The following is a 17,155-nucleotide window of genomic DNA, read 5'->3' as shown; positions in this document are numbered from 1 at the left end:
GAATCAGGGAGTGCAGGCCGCGATACCCGCCGGCGTGGTCAGGCGACGCAAAGCGAACGAGAGCACATTGCCCGGCGCGAGCGTGATCGAGGCGGTGCCGCTGCTGCAGGCGAGGCGCATGCTCAGCGGATAGGCCGTCGACTTGTCGATCTTGGTCTTGTCGAACGCGCTGCCGAATTGCGTGCCGCTCGGTTCGATCAGCTGCGTCGAGTAGCCGCCGTTGCCGTCGGCGGTGGCCGTTCCGATCATCCACGACTGCGTGCCGTCGGTGTTCTGCTGGAAGTACAGCACCTGCAGATGGCTCGCGTCCGATTGTTCGACGAGGAAGCCGTTGCCGCTCGTCGCCGGGTCGTACCAGGCGCCGCTGGCCTGCGCGGCGGCGGCGGCCGAGCCGCAGTCGAGGCCGTCGAGCTGCGAGAGCTTGATCAGCGGCACCTCCATCGAACCCCAGCCGCTCGGGCCGTCCCAGCGCATGCCGCCGCTGCCGCAGGCGTCGAAGGTCAGCGCGATGCGGCCCCAGTGCTGCGAGACGACCCTGCCCTGCGCGTCGCGCGTGGGCAGCAGCGCGTCGGCGAATTCGATGCCGTTGCCGACGATGTCGCCCATGCCGACCAGCCAGGTCTGCTTGCCGGCGTTGCCGGCCGGCGGATAGGTGAAAAAGTATACCAGCGCCGTGCTGTCCGAGAGGATTTCCAGTTCGATGCCCTCGCCGCTGCGCGCCGGGTCGTACCACAGGCCGCTGTAGCTGGCATCGACGTTCGGCGCGGTCGACGTGGGGCGCGGCGCGACCTGGCTGTCGAAGCTCGGCGGCTCCAGGCTCGCATCGAAGCGGCACGGACCTTTGACGCCGCCGGCGACGGCGCTCTGGCAACCCGTCTGCAGGTCGGCGACGCCCGGCTGCTTCGCGCCAGCGATCCACCCGCGCAGCGCCTCCCACGCGGCCACGCCTTCGGCGGTGTTGAAGCCGCAATGCGTCGGGCTGGCTTCGTCGACGAGCGCGCTGGTCAGCTGCGCCGCCGGCAGGGTCGCGCGCAGCACCGACTCGTGCGCGGGAATCACGAGTTCGTCGCGGCTCGTGTGCATGGAGATCACCTTCGTCGCCGCATCGATGCGGCCGCGGAAGTCCGAGGCCCAGCGCAGGTACAACTGCGCGAACGGATCGGCATCGATGCGCGCGATGCCGGCTTCGATCGCCGGATCGGAATAGACGACGCCGGTCGTGGTAAACGGATTGATGCCGCCGAGCTTGTCCGGCGCGCGCACGAGGTCGGACAGGCCGTAGGTCGCATAGGCCATGTCGGTCAGGAAGAATTTGTCGGTCGTGATGTGGCCGAAATCCTCCATCTGGTCGAGCCGACGCACCATCGCATCGTTGCGCAATGCGGATGGCAGGTTGACGCCGGTGCAGACGTTCACCGGCAGCAAGGTCTGCGCGAGCCGCGCCTCGTTTTCCAGATCGTCGAGGTTGTCCGGAATGTCGTCGAGGTCGTAGGCCCAGGTCAGCGGCGCCTTGCCTTTCGGCAGTTGTCCTGCGCTGTTGACGTCCTTGCACACGACGTCGTAGGCGAGGCGCGCGTCGATGCCGAAGTCCCAGGTGCGCGAACCGGCTGCGGGCGGACACAGCGAGAGCACGCCGGGCACCGGCGCGAAGCGCGCATCCTCGGCGAGCTTGAGAGAGATCAGGCCGCCGAGCGAGCCGCCCCACGGGATGATCGCGCCGGGCGCGCCGACCTGCTGTTTGAACGCATCGAGCAGTTGCGCGTTGTCGTCGGGCGCGTTGAACAGCGCCCATGCGCGCTGGCTGTAGCTCGATGCGGCGACCGCGTAGCCTTCCTGCAACTGCAGATCGGCGAGCGGACCGAGGCTCGGATTCGGCGCGGGAGGATCGAACGACAGGCCGTGCTGGAACAGCACGAGCGTATCGCCGGCCTTCCAGCCGTCGGGCACCTGGATCCGGTAGTACGCGCCCGAGGCGGTCTGGCCGCTGTAGGTTTGCGTCGCTTGTGCGGCGTTTGCGCAGGCGAGCGCGGCCGCGATTCCGGCCAGCGAATTCAGCAAGCGGTGGCGCATGGGTTCCGCCCTCCCTCCTGTTCCAGGCGATCACGATCATCTTCCCCGCTGGCTGAAACGCGCGTTAATCCGCCGCGTTGACCGGTTCGATGCGATCGACGATGACTGTCGCGCTGCGGGCCGCCGCAGGCCTCGTTCGCGCGACCGGTCATCCCTTCGCCTGCGCTCGTCATCGAGCTGGCCGCAACGCCGCTGCTCCGGGCTACAATTCCGTTCCAGCCTTGCCTCGTTCCGTGATGCCCGATCCGCGCCAGCCCAATCCGATCCTGCAACGCCTCGGCGGCACGCTCGAGATCGTGCTCAATCGCGTGCTCGCGCTCGACACGGAAACGCAGGCGCGCCTGTCCGCGCTCGAAGGCAAGCGCATCGGCGTCGATCTGCGCGGCACGCGGCTCGCGCTCGCGATCTCGGTCGCGGACGGCAAGCTCCGGGTCGGCCCGCACTGGGAAAAAAGCGGCGACCTCGATCTGCGCGCGGCGCCCGCGAGCCTGCTCGCCTTCGCCCTGCGCCGCGGCGACGACGACGCGGCCGCGCCCGGCAAGGTCGAGATTTCCGGCGATGCCGATCTCGCCCGGCGCATGGAAAAAATGCTGCGCGGTTATGGCCCCGACATTGAGGAAGCATTCGCGAAAACCTTCGGCGACATCGTCGGCGTGCCGCTCGCGCATGCACTGCAGCACGCCTTCGCATATGCGCGCGATTCCGCGCACGCCGCCGCGCAGAACACCGCGGAGTTCCTGCGCGAGGAAAGCCGCGACCTCGTCGCGCCGGCCGAGATGGAGTCGTTCCTCGACGACGTCGACGCGCTGCGCGAGCGCGCCGAGCGGCTCGAAGCGCGCGTGAAGCATCTCGCCGCGCGCCGCGGCAGGGATGCGGCATGACGACGCTCGGACAACTGCCGCGCCTGGCCGGCATCGTCGCGACGATCGCGCGCTATCGGCTCGACGAGGTCGTCGACGGATTCGAGCCGCCGCGTGCGCTGCGCCTGCTGCGCGCCGTGCTGCCGAAACCGTCGGCCGACATCGCGAACCTGCCGCGCGGTGCGCGCCTGCGCGCGGCGCTGATCGATGCCGGCCCGATCTTCGTCAAGTTCGGCCAGATCCTCTCCACGCGCCGCGACCTGCTGCCCGCCGACGTGGCCGACGAGCTCGCGCAGCTGCAGGATCGCGTGCCGCCGTTTCCCGGCGAACAGGCGCGGGCCGCGGTCGAGGCCGCGCTCGGTACGCCCATTTCGTCCGCGTATGCGAACTTCGACCCCACGCCGCTCGCCTCGGCCTCGATCGCGCAGGTGCATGCCGCGCGTCTGCTCACGGGCGAGGAAGTCGTCGTCAAGGTGCTGCGCCCCGGCATCCACGCACGCATCCGCGCCGACGTCGCGCTGCTGCGCGCGCTCGGCGAACTCGCCCAGCGCTGGCATCCGGCCGCGGACAAGATTCGCCCGCGCGACATCGTCGCCGAGATCGAAACCACGCTCGAAAACGAACTCGACCTGCAGCGCGAAGCGGCGAACGCCTCCTTGCTCAAGCGCAATTTCGCCGCGGGCGACGACGTCTACATTCCAAAAGTATACTGGGACCAGACCAAGGAGTCGGTGCTCACGCTCGAACGCGTGCACGGCATCGCCGTCGATGATCTCAAAGCGCTCGACGCAGCCGGCATCGACCGCGTCGCGCTTGCCGAGAAGGGCGTGCGCCTGTTCTACACGCAGGTGTTCCGCGACAACTTCTTCCACGCCGATGCGCATCCGGGCAACATCTGGGTCGATCCCGCGCGCCGCGAGAATCCGCGCTTCATCGCGCTCGATTTCGGTATCGTCGGCTCGCTGCCCGATCGCGACCAGTTCTGGCTCGCCGAGAATTTCATGGCGTTGTTCGACCGCGACTACCGCCGCATCGCCGAACTGCACGTCGCTGCCGGCTGGATTCCGCAGAGCGCGCGCATCGACGAACTCGAAGCCGCCGTGCGTACCGTTTGCGAGCCGTACTTCACGCGCCCACTCAGTGAGATTTCGCTCGGCGAAGTCGTCGCCAAACTTTTTTCGGTCGCGCGCCGCTATCAGCTCACCGTGCAACCGCAATTGATCCTGCTGCAGAAAACCTTGCTCAACATCGAAGGCGTCGGCCGCCTGCTGCATCCGCAGATCGACATCTGGGCCGTCGCGCGGCCCGTGCTCGCCGACATTCTGCGCAAGCGCTACGGTGTGCGCCATGCCTTGCGCCAGGTGCGCAAGCGCCTGCCCGAATGGATCGCCGCCGTGCCCGACCTGCCCGGACTGGTGCATTCCACGCTGCAACGCGCCGCCGCCGGCGAACTGACGCTGCAAGCGCAAGCCGCCGCGCTCGAACAGAACGAACGCCTCGCGCGCGCGCAACGCCGCCAGCTTGCCGTGCTGCCGCTGGCCGCGGCGTCGCTGGTCAGTGCGGCATTGCTCTATGCGTTCGATACGCGCGGTGCGCTATGGGCACACGTGCCGGTGTCGGCATGGATCGCGCTGGTCGTCAGCGCGACCGCGTTCGGCATCGCCTGGCGGCGTGCACGTTGAGCGACGCGATCGAGGTCGTTCACGCAAGCCGAGAGTCGTCGTCATTCCGGTGAAAGTGGGAATGACGGTGTTGCCTTTCCGTTGTGGTTTCTCGCGAACTTCGATTGACAAGCCCCCCCCCCTTTCTTGATAAGTTCTTTGACGACAGGGGCAAAAAAACCAAGGAGATTTCAATGATGAAGTCGATGAAAGGAACGGTGATCGCAGTACTGCTGAGTGCTGCCGCCATGGAAGCTCATGCAGTAACGCCTTTGATTTGGTGCGACGGCTGCACGCGAGCACAGAAAATTGCCAAAGCCAAAACCTACGGAACGGGCGATATCTATATCGGCGACCTGACCGCCCGAACCTTCCAGGGTTTTACGATATTCGAAGTCGCATCCGGCGACGCAACGCAGTTCGATCCGCCTCCCTCGGATCTTGCGGCGGGCCAACAGTTGATCAGCTATTACTATGCGTCGCCCCAGGGCTGGTCGAAAGGTTTCCAGATGGACTTGGCGGGGCATGTAAGCTCGAATGGCAGTCACGTAACCAATGTCAATGGTTACCCTAACCCGAACACCACGGCATGGGACGTTGCCTTTCCCGGCCCGCAGCAGAATAATTTCACCGATTGGGCCGCGCAGACATATGGAGCAATATTCAATTACTACGGGAGCTTATTGGGCGATCTCGCGTCGATATTTCACCTTCTCGACACGTCGCATGTGCCCTCAGTGACAACCGAAATCACGTTCAATGACGGCAGTCGCATCACGTTGAAGCAGGACACCACAACAAACGGCAAAATCGTCGTCAAAGTCGTGCAGGATTCCGCCAGAGATTCCAACAACAACACCATACCCACCAACCGGAATGCCGTTACGGGCGGCGCTGGGGGACGAGCGTACTATCAGTTCTCGGGAAGTAATTCGTCGGATTTTCAACACTGGGCGCAAGCGCTATCAGATTGGGGTATTCCGATCAGTGGCAGTGGCGGCGGAACATACACATGCACTTCCAGTGTCGATGATGCGGGTGTTCACGTTTCCTGCTTCAAAGCGAGCAATTGAGTATCCGGTTCGCGTCAACTTTCGGTTGGCGTTTCGGCAAAGAATGGCTTTGGCTCGTCATTCCCGCGCTTCTGGCGGGAATGACGGGCAAAGTCAGTAAGTATCCCCCGGCAAAGCCGGGGGCTTTATTGATGTGAGCCGCTCAAAGCGGCTTGTGCGGGGACGCTAACGCGGCCCCGCGTTCTTTGGCACCTGTCGGTGCCAACTCAGCGCCACAGATTCAACCGATCCATGCGCTTGTCCTCGTGCTCCTGATTTTGAATGTAGGCTCGTATCTGCGTTTCATCCCGACCTACCGTCGAAACGAAATACCCTCTCGCCCAAAAGTGCTGGCCCTGAAAATTCCGCTTCCGCTCTGCGTACGTACGCGCCAGATGAATCGCGCTCTTGCCCTTGATGTATCCCACCACTTCCGACACCGCGTACTTCGGCGGTATCGCCAAAAGCATGTGGACGTGATCCGACATCAGATGGCCTTCTTCTATCCGGCTCTCTCTTTGCCTCGCCAACTGCCGGAACACCTCTCCAAGATGCTTGCGTAGCTCCGCGTACAAACTCTTTCTTCGACACTTCGGGATGAATACCACGTGGTATTTGCACTCCCATTTTGTGTGGCTCAAACTCTCATACCCGTCCATCGGGACTCTCCGTTTCGTGTGCTTGGCGGCTCACGCCCGGAGTGTTTCCGATGGACTCCCGTAAATGTCAAACTGTTACTGCCACCCCGGCAAAGCCGGGGGAACTCCTATAGTTGTTTAGCGTTGCGCCGCCGGCCGCCCCGGCAGCGGCATCGCGGTCGGCAGGCGCGCGGTCAGTTCTGCGGCGACGTCGATGAAGCCGAGCAGGTGAGCGACGTCGCAGGGCGTGCGGCCCATCGCATCAACGGCTTGCGGGTCGGCGCGCGCGGCGAGCAGGGCGCGCGCGGGCAGAATCAAACCGTGGATCGCGCAGGCGTGCAGCGGCGAGACGCCGCGGTCGTCCTGGCCGTCGACGTCGGCGCGGCCGACGAGGAACAGCGACAACAGCGATTGCAAATGCTGCTGGTCGCCGACGCTGCGCGGTTCGGCGCGTGCGCCGAGCAGCACGTGCAGCGCGCTGTCGCCGCGCTGGTCGCGCGCGTCGAGGTCGGCGCCCTTGCCGATCAGCAGTTCCAGCGTCTGCCGCGCGCGCGCGGTGTCGCGGCTGGCGAAGGCGTACTGCGCGGCGGCGTGCAGCGCGCGCGTGCCGCGCTCGTCCTGTGCGTTCGCGTCGGCGCCGCGCGCGAGCAGCGTGGCGACGATGTCGGGGTAGCCGAGCGCCGCGGCGACCATCAGCACGGTGCCGCCGCCGGGCATGCGCGCATCGACCGCGACGCCGCGGTCGAGCAGCGCTTCGACGACGTTCTGCCGCCGCGCCGTGACCGCCGCGGACAGCGGCGTCGCGCCGTTCGCCGTGGTCTGGGCGAGGTCGGCGCCGCGTTCGAGCAGCAGCGCGACGAGATCGACGCGGCCCGCGCCGACCGCGCGCATCAGCGCGCTCGCGCCTTTTTCGTCGAGCGCGTCGACCGGCAGGCCGAGATCGATCAGCTTCGCCGCGGCTTCCGCGTCGCCCGCTTGCGCCGCGGCCGGCAGGTCGGCGGCGCGCAGCGCGCGCTTGGGCAGTTTCCACGGCGTCCAGTCGAGCCAGCGGCGCAGGTTCGTTTGCGCGGAGGCGAGCGCGAGGCCGAGCGGCGTTTCGCCGTTGGCCGCAGCGAGCTCGGGATCGGCGCCGGCGCGCACGAGCGCGCGCGCGACCGCATCGGCCGTTTCCGGCGGCAGGGCGAACGCGGCGAACAGCGGCGTGCGGCCGTGGCGGTCGCGCGGGTTCGGGTCGACGCCGCGCGCGAGCAACGCCTGCGTCAACGCCGCACTGCCGCAGGCGACGGCGCGCGTTAGTGCCGTCTGCGCGTTCGCGTCGACGGCGAAGATGTCCGCGCCGCGCTCGACCATCGCGAGCGCCGCGGCCTCGAGTTCCGCGCGCCGCTCGGGATGGCGCACGAGCGCGTCGAACACCGGGCCGAGCAGGCCGCTGCCAGACGTCTGCGCGCCGGCGGCCAGCACCTCGCGCAGTGCGGCGAGGCTGCCCGGCAGCTGCGCGAGCAGGGCGCCGACGAGCGGCGTGCCGTGGGCGAGCGCGGCGTTGGCATCGAGGCCGTGATCGAGCAGCCACGCGCGTGCGGCCGGATCGCGGTGTTCGGCAAGGTCGAGATAGAGCTGCGCGCGCCGCGCCATCGGCCAGGCGCGCTGCAACTCGACGAAATGGTCGGCGATCTGCCAGTGGCCGAAGCGCAGCGCGTCGAGCAGATGCGCCGGCGAATCCTCGCGCGCGACCGTGGCGGGCGCGGCGCCCGCGTCGACGCTGGCCGGCAGCGCGTAGGCGGGGTCGAGCAGCTTGACCACGCTCCAGCGCCCGGCCGTGGCGGCGAAATCGACCGCGCGCCTGCCGTCGGCGGTCGCCGTGTCGACGGAGGCGCCGAGTTCGAGCAGGCGCGCGACGAAGCCGTCGTCGGCGTACATCGATTCGGCGGCGAACATCAGCGCGGTGCGGCCGCTGTGGTCGACTTGTTCGAGCGTTGGCGCGTGCGCGCCGAGCACGTCGAGCGCATCCGCGGCGCCCGCGAGCGCGGCCTCCATGAGCGCGCTGACGCCGAGTGCGTCGGTCGCGTCGATCGCCGCGCCGGACTTGAGCAGCAATGCGGCGATGTGCGAGTTGTCGTGCTGCGCGGCGATTGCGAGCGCGGCGCGGCCGTGATTGTCCGTCGCATCGACGCGCGCGCCGCGCTTGAGCAGGAGCTTCACCACGTCGGCGTTGTCGTCGGGCGAGGCCGCGGCCGCGATCAACGCGGGCACGGCGCCGTCCGCTTCGACCGCCGCGCGGCGCTCGAGCAGGAAACGCACGAGGTCGGTGCGGCCCAGCGCGCAGGCGATCGCGAGCGGCGTGTGGCCCTCGCGGTTGACCGCATCGATCGGCGCGGAGGCATCGCACAGCAGCGCGGCCACGGTCGGCTCGGCCGCGCGCACGGCGAAGTGCAGCGGCGTGTTGCCCTCGGCGTCGGCGCAGTGCGGATCGGCGCCATTGGTCAGCAGGGTGACGACGACGTCGGGGCGGCCCTGGTAGCTGTCGCGCGTCGCCGCGATTAGCGGCGTCAGGCCCGCGTGCAGGCGATTGATGTCGGCGCCCTTGGCGATCAACGCGCGCAATAGCGCAAGGTCCTGGGCGACGCAGGCGAGCACGACGACCAGGCGCTGGTCGCGGTCGCCGGCCGCGGGCACGACATTCGCATCGGCGCCTTGCGCGAGCGCGGCGCACGCGGCCGCGCTCTCGCCCGCGCGTGCGTGGCGCAGCAGGCGTGCATCGAGTTCGGCCTGATCGATCGCGGCCGCTGCGACGACGGCGGCCGCGCCCGGCTCCGCCGTGGCGGATATCGCCGGCGGCGCCGTCAGCGCGGGTTCGGTGCGTACCGGCTTATGTGCGGGCTGCGCGTCGCGGCGGCCGCGATCGCCGCGCAGCAGGTCGCGCTGATCGAGCAGCGCACGCAGGCTCGCGCGCGCGATCAGCCAGTGCGCGAGCGGCGCGAGCGCGAGCGCATAGACGCCGAGCGCAGCCAGCCGCGTCGGCTCGGGCAGGGCGACGCCGATGTCGGCAATCACGAAGGCGCCGAGGGTCAGCGCGAACAGCGCGAGCGAGACGATGAGGCCGTGCGGGAAATACAGATCCTCGCGCGCGGTCAGGCGATGGGCGGCGTCGACGCTGCGTTCGAGCGCCGCGCCGACGCCAGGCCGCCCGAACAGGCCGCCCGACAACGGCGCCAGCCCGAACGCGGGCCACGCGCGCCACGGCGCGAGCAGCAGCACGAACACCGCGGCCGACAGCAGCAGCGCCGCGGCCAGCGAGGCTTCGCCGAGGATCAGGCGCGAGGGAAAGAAGGCGACGAGCGCGAATACCGCGGCGTACGCGGCGAGGAGGAGGCAATACGCGCCAGCGCCGACGACCGCGCCTCGGTGCGTGCGCAGCGCCTGCGCGACGGCGACCATCGTCAGCGCGTCGCCGACGAGCAGGGCGGCGAGGACCGCGGGGTGACGCACGAACGCAGCGAGCGAGAACACGGCCAGTGCCGGCACGAACCAGGCGAGAAAGAGCAGCGGGGTTTGCGGGCGCTGGGGCCTCCGGTTCGACATTACCGTTGCGGTCTGCGGTGAAAGAAGTCGGCGCGAGTATACCGAGAAACCGTACTCATTCCGTTAGCGCCGCGTAACGAAAACTCACGCGCGGTTCGGCTCGGATCGGCGCAGAATATCCCTCCCTTCCGCGACCGGGCTCCGACCCGGCCCCGTCTGCACGGAGCGACCATGATCCGACCCGCCTGCCTCCTGATCCTCGCCGCAACGATGTCCGGCGTCGCCCCGCTGTCGGCGCAGCCGCCGTCGGCCACGGGCAAGTTCGATGCGCCCGCGCCGACGCCGCCGTTCACCGACTTCCGTTACGAGTCGCCCGGCACCACGCGCAAGATCACCCCGGCCGACCTGCCCGCGCCGTACGCGACCAAGGGCGTCGGCAACGGTCCGCACATGGTGCCGCGGCCGGCCGATGCGTGGCCGAAGGCGCCGCCGGGATTCAAGGTCGAATTGTTCGCGAGCGAGATGAAGAATCCGCGCCAGATCCGCCGCGCGCCGAACGGCGACATCTTCGTCGCGGAAACGGAGGCCGGGCGCATCCGTGTGTTTCGCGGCATCGGCGCCGACGGCAAGCCGCAGCAGGTCGAGGTGTTCGCGGGCGGACTCGACGCGCCGTTCGGACTCGCGTTCTATCCGCCCGGCGCCGAGCCGCAATGGCTCTACGTAGGCAACACCGGCGCGGTCGTGCGCCTGCCGTACCGCAACGGCGATCTCAAGGCGCGCGGCAAGTCCGAGAAGCTTGTCGACCTGCCGACCGGAGGGCACAGCACGCGCGATGTCATCTTCTCGGCCGACGGCAAGCGCCTGTTCGTCGCGGTCGGCTCGCGCTCGAACGTCGACGATCCCGACACGACGCCGGCGGAGCGATTCCGCGCGAATATACTTGTATACAATCCCGACGGCGGCGAGCGCAAGGTGTTCGCCGCCGGCATCCGCAACCCGGTCGGCCTCGCGATCGATCCGAAGTCGGGCGAGCTGTGGACCAGCATCAACGAGCGCGACATGCTCGGCGACAACCTTGTGCCCGACTACATCACCCACGTGCAGGAGGGCGGCTTCTACGGTTGGCCATGGTGGTACATCGGCGCCAACCAGGACCCGCGCCACGCCGGCAAGCATCCCGAGCTCAAGGACAAGATCATCGTGCCCGATGTGCTGATCCAGCCGCACAGCGCCTCGCTCGGCCTCGTCTTCTACGACGGCAAGCAGTTTCCGCCCGAATACGCGGGCGACATCTTCGCCGCCGAGCACGGTTCGTGGAACAAAGCCGCGCGCGCCGGCTACGAAGTGATCCGCGTGCCGCGCCACGGCACCGCGCGCGCCAGCGGCGAGTACCAGGATTTCCTCACCGGCTTCGTCCTCGATAACGGCGATGTCTGGGGCCGCCCGGTCGGCGTCGCCGTCGCCAGCGACGGCTCGCTGCTCGTCACCGACGACGGCTCGGGTTCGATCTGGCGCGTGAGTTACGCGAAGCCCTAGCTTCGCTCGAAACGCCACATCGTGATTTAATACGGCGCCCATTCCTCTCGTGCCAGCGAGGGGAAATTCCGCCGGTCGTCCCGCACGACCGGCGGCAAGCGAAGCGCGGGCCTGTAGCACAACGGTTAGTGCAGGAGACTCATAATCTCTTGGTTCCAGGTTCGAATCCTGGCGGGCCCACCATTTCCTGCTTTCAATCCATCGCATCAGACGGAACTGCTCAAACCTGATATCTCTGCTTTCCTGGCGTACAATAAAAGTGCCCCCTTCCGCCCTTTCGGGGGCACCTTCCCCCGCGCCTTGCGGGGGAAGGATAAATACGGTCCGCGCCTCGCGGGAGAAGGAAAATCAATATCCCTGAAAAAGCCGTCATTCCCGCGAAAGCGGGAATCCATCTTGATCTTGAGGCTTTGAACGCAAAGCTAAAATGGATTCCCGCTTTCGCGGGAATGACGTCAAGAGCAGGTTAATCAGAGGTTCCCCGAATGGCGGCCTCTCTCCTGCCTTTCCTCGCCGCGGCTTCGACCTCGCCCGCCAGCCGGAGAAGCGCTACCGACCCGGATGGTATTCGCGCTCGACGTGGCCCTGCCATTGCTCCGGCCGGAAATATACCGTGCGCAGGTTGCCGCTGGCGTAGCGTTCGGCCTGGTCGGCGAAATGTTTCGAATGCGGATCGCCGCTTTCGCCACCCGCGCTGACCGCGCGCGCGCTGACCTGCGGCCCGAATTCGACCGCGGCGAGAAAGCTGTTGCCGCTGCTGCCGTAATAGCGCTTGGTGCCGGGCCAGCGATGCGCGCCGAACGAGGCCAGCGAGCCCCAGCGCGCGGAGACGAACGGCACCGGCATGCTCGGCTGCGCATCGTCGAAGTGCGGGGCGATCGCGTCGTCGAGCCGCTGGAAGCGGTTGATCTCGCCCCACGACGTGCCCCAACTCCCGAAGTCTGTTTGCAGGCGATCGACCGCTTTCGCCAAGGCATCGAGGCGCGAGTGCGAATCCATTTTCTCGACGATGTAGTCGAACGGGCGCTGGTTCGACGCCTGCGGATCGAGCCCGCTCGCCTGGGCCCTGTCGAAGATGTCGTTCCACACTGCATCGCCCCAGAACACCGCGAGCGAGGTCGCCATCGAGGCGCTGCCCCAGCGGTAGTCCCAGCCGCGCAGCAGCGCGATCGGCCCGGCCAGCCTGACTTTCAGCGGATCGTTCGCGGGCAATGCGTCATAGTCCTTGAGCAGAACCGGCAGCAGGCGCGCGAAGGCTGGCTGGTACGAATCGAACGCCGCCGCGATGAGGCTTTCCTTGGTGAAATCCTTCGCGCCCGCGAGCACGCGCGTCGCATGCGCGCCGCGCGGATTCTCGCCGAAGGTGTCCATGTACTTCGGGAAATCCTTCGGCTTCGGACTGTATTCGCCGGCGGCGGAATACGGCCAGTCGTTGGTGTTCATCACCCAGCCGTTCGGCGGATCGACGACGTTCGGCATGTCCTTGAGCAGCGTCAGGCCCTGCCAGTCCGTGGCCGGATCGCTGCCGTCGACCGGATGCGTGTAGTCGAAACGGTCGTCGCGCTTCGGCACGAACTGCGGCATCAGGAACGCGATCTCGCCTTTGTCGTCGGCGAACAGCGTGTTGTTCGACGAGTTGGCTTTCAGTTCCGCCACCTTCATGTAGCTGGCGAGGTCGTGCGTCTTGGTGCGCAGCCAGCTTTGTTCGAGCGCCGGGATCGGCGTATTCATCAATGCTTCGGCGATCCATTTGCCGTTGTCGCTGCGCACGATCGGGCCGTGATGGGTGAAGTACGCGGTGAACGAGCGCTCGGCCATCGAACCGTCGTCCTTGCGGTAGCGAATCGCGATTTCGCGCGACGCAACCGGCCGCAATTCCTGGTCGTAGCGATAGAACAATTTGCCGTCGCGCTTGACGATGGTCTCCGCGAATTCGTCCACCGCGTCCACTCCGGTCGAGGTGTGCATCCAGCCGACGTGCGGATTGAAGCCTTGATAGATGAAGAACTGGCCCCAGGTCGATGCGCCGTAGACGTCCAGGCCTTCATCGCTCGTCATCTGCAATTCGGATCTGAAATAGAAAGAAGTGTGCGGATTGATCCATAGCAAAGCGTGGCCGCCGGCCGTGAGCTTGGGCGCGATGGCGATGCCGTTGGAGCCCGTAGGCTCGGCCCAACTGGGCGGATCGTTTTGAGCAAGAGCAAGCGTCGTCGCCGGATCGGCGCCATAGAACTTCGCGAGATCGGCCGACTCCACGCGCTCGATGTCGCCGCCGATGCTGCCTTCGGTGAACGACAGCGCCATCCACGGCTCGAAGTGCGCCATGACTTTCGGACGCACGTCGGGATGCGTCGCCAGGTACCAGTTGAGCCCATCGGCCCAGGCAGTCATCAACTTCTGCAGCCACTTTGGCGACTGTGAATACAATTTCTTCAATTGGGCCGGATCGATCCACAGCTGCTGGCGCAGGTCCTGCCAGATGCCGGACTGGCCTTCCGCCTGCGCCGTCCAGCCGAGAGAAGTCAGGTAATTGCTTTCGATGCGGTTGAAGTCGTCCTCGGCCTGCGCGTAGATCGCGCCGAACACGGCATCCGCATCGGTCTTGCCGTGCACGTGCGCGATGCCCCAGTCGTCGCGCGTGATCGTGATGGCCTGCGCTTCGCGCTCCCAGCGCGCGCGTTCGGCGGTGGCGGGCGTCTGTGCGCTGACGATGAAGGAAAACAATCCGAGAATCGGCAGGGCGATGCGAGTGGTGTTGTTCATGGCCGCATCTTAGCTTTCCTTCTCCCCTCGGGAGAAGGTGCCAGAAGGGCGAATGAGGGAAAAGCACTTCACGATCCGATTTCGGGAGAAATTGTAGCGCTCTTCCCTCATCCGGCGCTGTCGCGCCACCTTCTCCCGGAGGGAGAAGGGGAGCAAGGATCAACCTTTCAACTTCTCGCGCAGCAGCGCGTTGAGCTGCTGCGGATTGGCCTGCCCCTTGGTGCGTTTCATCGCCTGGCCGACGAAGAATTGCAGCATCTTCTCGTTGCCGGCGCGGTAGTCGGCGACCTGCTTCGGGAATTCGGCGAGCACCGCATCGACCGTGGCGGCGAGCGCGCCCGAATCGGAGATCTGCTTCAGGCCGCGTTTCTCGATCACCTCGTCGGCGCCGCCTTCGCCGGCCCACATCGCGGCGAACACGTCCTTGGCGATCTTGCCGGAGATGACGCCCTCGCGCACGCGTGCGAGCAGTTGCGCGAGCGCCGGTGCGGAGACGTGCGAGGCTTCGATCGACAGTGCGGCTTCGTTGAGAGCGGCGGAGACTTCGCCGAGCGTCCAGTTCGCGGCGAGTTTCGCCTCGCCGGGCAGCGCGGCGAACACCGTCTCGAAATAATCCGCCGTCGCGCGGTCCGCGCACAGCTGCGCCGCGTCGATCTCGGGCAGGCCGAGCGCCTCGACGTAGCGCGCGCGCCGCGCTTCGGGCAATTCGGGCATCGTCGCCTTCACCGCGGCGATGTCGTCGGCCGTCACCGCGAGCGGCGGCAGGTCGGGATCGGGGAAATAGCGGTAGTCGTTGGCGTCTTCCTTGCCGCGCATCGGCCGCGTCTGGTGGCGCGCGGGGTCGTAGAGGCGCGTTTCCTGCACGATGGTTTCGCCATTTTCGAGCGCGCGGATCTGGCGCTCGATCTCGTATTCGATCGCCTTCTCGACGAAACGAAACGAGTTCACGTTCTTGATCTCGGTGCGCGTGCCGAGTTTTTCGGAGTTCGCCGGGCGCACCGACACGTTCGCATCGCAGCGGAACGAGCCTTCCTGCATGTTGCCGTCGCAGACGCCGAGCCAGCGCACGAGCGTGTGCACGGTTCGCATGTAGGCCACCGCTTCGGCGGCCGAATAGAGCACGGGCTTGGAGACGATTTCGATCAGCGGCGTGCCGGCGCGGTTGAGGTCGATGCCGGTCGCGCCGTGGAATTCCTCGTGCAGCGACTTGCCCGCGTCTTCCTCCAGATGCGCGCGTTCGATCGCCACCTCGATCGAGCGGCCGTCGTCGAGACGCACGGCCAACTTGCCCTCGGCGACCACGGGCAGTTCGTACTGGCTGATCTGATAGCCCTTGGGTAGGTCGGGGTAGAAATAGTTCTTGCGCGCGAACACGCTGTGCGCCGCGATGCGCGCATCGATGGCGAGGCCGAAGCGGATCGCCTTGTCGAGCGCGGCGCGGTTCGGCACCGGCAGCGTGCCGGGCAGGGCGACGTCGACGAGGCCGGTGTGCGTGTTCGGCTCGGCACCGTAGGCGGTCGATGCGCCGGAGAACAGCTTCGATTGCGTCGAGAGCTGGGCGTGGATTTCCAGGCCGATGACTGGCTGCCAATTTCCGTAGGCGCTCATGCCGCGCCCTCCGGCGTCCGCGCATGCCAGTCGGTAGCGAGCTGGAATTGGTGCGCGGCGTTGAGCAGGTGCGCTTCCTCGAAGGCGGGCGCGATCAGTTGCAGGCCGACGGGCATGCCTGCGCTGAAACCGGCGGGCAGCGAGATCGCGGGCAAGCCGGCGAGGTTGACCGCGACCGTGTTGACGTCTTCGGCGTACATCGCGAGCGGGTCGGCATTCTTTTCGCCGAGCTTGAACGCGACCGTCGGCGTCGTCGGTCCCGCGATCACGTCGACGGTCTTGAATGCTTCGCCGAAATCGTTCGCGATCAATCGGCGCACGCGCTGCGCGCGCAGGTAGTAGGCGTCGTAGTAGCCGGCCGACAGCGCATAGGTGCCGACCAGGATGCGCCGCTTCACTTCGGCGCCGAAGCCTTCGGCGCGCGTGCGCGTATACAAATCCTCGAGCGACTTCGGATCGGCGCAGCGATGGCCGTAGCGCACGCCGTCGTAGCGTGCGAGATTGCTCGACGCCTCCGCGGGCGCGATCACGTAGTAGGCCGGAATCGCGAGCGCCGCGTTCGGCAGCGAAATGTCGACCAGCGTCGCGCCGAGTTTTTCGTATTGCTTGAGCGAGTCCTGCACGGCCGCGCCGACGCCTGCGTCGATACCCGCGCCGAAGTATTCGCGTGCGATGCCGATGCGCAGGCCCTGCAGCGATTTCGACAGTGCGCCGACATAATCGTCGACCGCGCGGTTCGCGCTCGTCGCGTCGCGCACGTCATGCCCGGCCATCGCGGCGAGCACGTGCGCGCAGTCCTCGGCGCCGCGCGCGAGCATGCCGCCGCAATCGAGGCTCGACGCGAACGCGATCATGCCGAAGCGCGACACGCGGCCGTAGGTCGGCTTGAGTCCGGTCACGCCGCAGAACGCGGCCGGCTGGCGGATCGAGCCGCCCGTGTCGGTGCCGGTCGCGAACGGCACGACGCCGGCGGCGACGAGCGCGGCCGAGCCGCCCGACGAGCCGCCCGGCACGCGCGCCGTGTCCCACGGATTCTTCACCGGGCCGTGGAACGAGTTCTCGTTCGACGAGCCCATCGCGAACTCGTCCATGTTCGCCTTGCCGATCGATACCGCGTGCGCGCCGGCAAGTTTCTCGACCACGGTCGCATCGTACGGCGGCACGAAATGGTTGAGCATGCGCGAAGCGCAGGTCGTGCGTAGGCCGTTGGTGCAGAAAATGTCCTTGTGCGCGAACGGAATGCCGGCCAGCGCGGAGGCGCCGTCGCGCGCCAGTACCGCGTCCGCGCGTCCGGCCGCGGCGAGCGCGCCGGTTTCGTCCAGCGTGATCAGCGCATTCAAACCGGCGCGGTTTTTCGCTGCGGCGATCGCCTGTCCGGTCAATTCGGTTGCCGACGTTTTTCGCTCGCGCAAGGCCTGCGCGAGTTGTGCGATCGAGGAACTCATTGC

General features: G+C 67.1%; 10 protein-coding genes and 1 tRNA gene. 5 read left to right on the top strand and 6 right to left on the bottom strand.

The window, feature by feature from the left end; translation table 11 throughout:
• Positions 1–3: 3 nt before the first annotated feature.
• Positions 4–2,070 carry a hypothetical protein gene (locus tag QM741_RS05855; protein ID WP_415206787.1) on the bottom strand — a complete coding sequence of 689 codons (2,067 nt, stop codon included), beginning with the start codon at positions 2,068–2,070 and terminating at the stop codon, positions 4–6.
• Positions 2,071–2,291: 221 nt separating this feature from the next.
• On the opposite strand from QM741_RS05855, the gene QM741_RS05850 reads away from it, so the two are divergent.
• The 3 genes from QM741_RS05850 (at position 2,292) to QM741_RS05840 (ending at position 5,664) form a co-directional block, all read left to right on the top strand.
• Complete coding sequence (locus tag QM741_RS05850) at positions 2,292–2,951, top strand: SCP2 domain-containing protein (RefSeq protein ID WP_415206786.1); 660 nt, start codon at positions 2,292–2,294, stop codon at positions 2,949–2,951.
• Positions 2,948–4,612, top strand: coding sequence for a ubiquinone biosynthesis regulatory protein kinase UbiB (ubiB, locus tag QM741_RS05845; protein ID WP_415206785.1), 1,665 nt, complete (start codon positions 2,948–2,950; stop codon positions 4,610–4,612). Before QM741_RS05850 ends, ubiB begins: the two co-directional genes overlap by 4 nt.
• A 176-nt stretch (positions 4,613–4,788) precedes the next feature.
• On the top strand, positions 4,789–5,664 hold the full coding sequence (locus QM741_RS05840; RefSeq protein ID WP_415206784.1) for a hypothetical protein: 876 nt from the start codon (positions 4,789–4,791) through the stop codon (positions 5,662–5,664).
• A gap of 206 nt (positions 5,665–5,870) precedes the next feature.
• Here the strand turns inward: QM741_RS05840 and tnpA are convergent, their stop codons facing one another.
• Together tnpA and QM741_RS05830 are read right to left on the bottom strand one after the other, a co-directional pair.
• On the bottom strand, positions 5,871–6,302 hold the full coding sequence (tnpA, locus tag QM741_RS05835; RefSeq protein ID WP_415205856.1) for an IS200/IS605 family transposase: 432 nt from the start codon (positions 6,300–6,302) through the stop codon (positions 5,871–5,873).
• A gap of 117 nt (positions 6,303–6,419) precedes the next feature.
• Positions 6,420–9,860, bottom strand: coding sequence for an ankyrin repeat domain-containing protein (locus QM741_RS05830; protein WP_415206783.1), 3,441 nt, complete (start codon positions 9,858–9,860; stop codon positions 6,420–6,422).
• A 171-nt stretch (positions 9,861–10,031) separates the two neighbouring features.
• Between QM741_RS05830 and QM741_RS05825 the strand changes: the two genes are divergently transcribed.
• Complete coding sequence (locus tag QM741_RS05825) at positions 10,032–11,336, top strand: PQQ-dependent sugar dehydrogenase (protein ID WP_415206782.1); 1,305 nt, start codon at positions 10,032–10,034, stop codon at positions 11,334–11,336.
• Between the two features lie 107 nt (positions 11,337–11,443).
• Positions 11,444–11,519 (top strand) — tRNA-Ile (locus tag QM741_RS05820).
• A 366-nt stretch (positions 11,520–11,885) separates the two neighbouring features.
• Here the strand turns inward: QM741_RS05820 and QM741_RS05815 are convergent.
• From QM741_RS05815 to gatA, 3 genes are all read right to left on the bottom strand, one after another.
• Positions 11,886–14,099, bottom strand: coding sequence for a penicillin acylase family protein (locus QM741_RS05815; RefSeq protein ID WP_415206781.1), 2,214 nt, complete (start codon positions 14,097–14,099; stop codon positions 11,886–11,888).
• 159 nt (positions 14,100–14,258) lie between these two features.
• Positions 14,259–15,707 carry an Asp-tRNA(Asn)/Glu-tRNA(Gln) amidotransferase subunit GatB gene (gene gatB, locus QM741_RS05810; RefSeq protein ID WP_415206780.1) on the bottom strand — a complete coding sequence of 483 codons (1,449 nt, stop codon included), beginning with the start codon at positions 15,705–15,707 and terminating at the stop codon, positions 14,259–14,261.
• On the bottom strand, positions 15,704–17,152 hold the full coding sequence (gene gatA, locus QM741_RS05805; RefSeq protein WP_415206779.1) for an Asp-tRNA(Asn)/Glu-tRNA(Gln) amidotransferase subunit GatA: 1,449 nt from the start codon (positions 17,150–17,152) through the stop codon (positions 15,704–15,706). The genes gatB and gatA overlap by 4 nt, the downstream gene beginning before the upstream one ends.
• Between the last annotated feature and the right edge of the window lie 3 nt (positions 17,153–17,155).

It is taken from the genome of Rudaea sp., from assembly GCF_047601565.1.
Taxonomy (GTDB): domain Bacteria; phylum Pseudomonadota; class Gammaproteobacteria; order Xanthomonadales; family Rhodanobacteraceae; genus Rudaea.
Note: the sequence above shows the minus strand (reverse complement) of the source record. Positions and strands in the feature narration are given on the sequence as shown.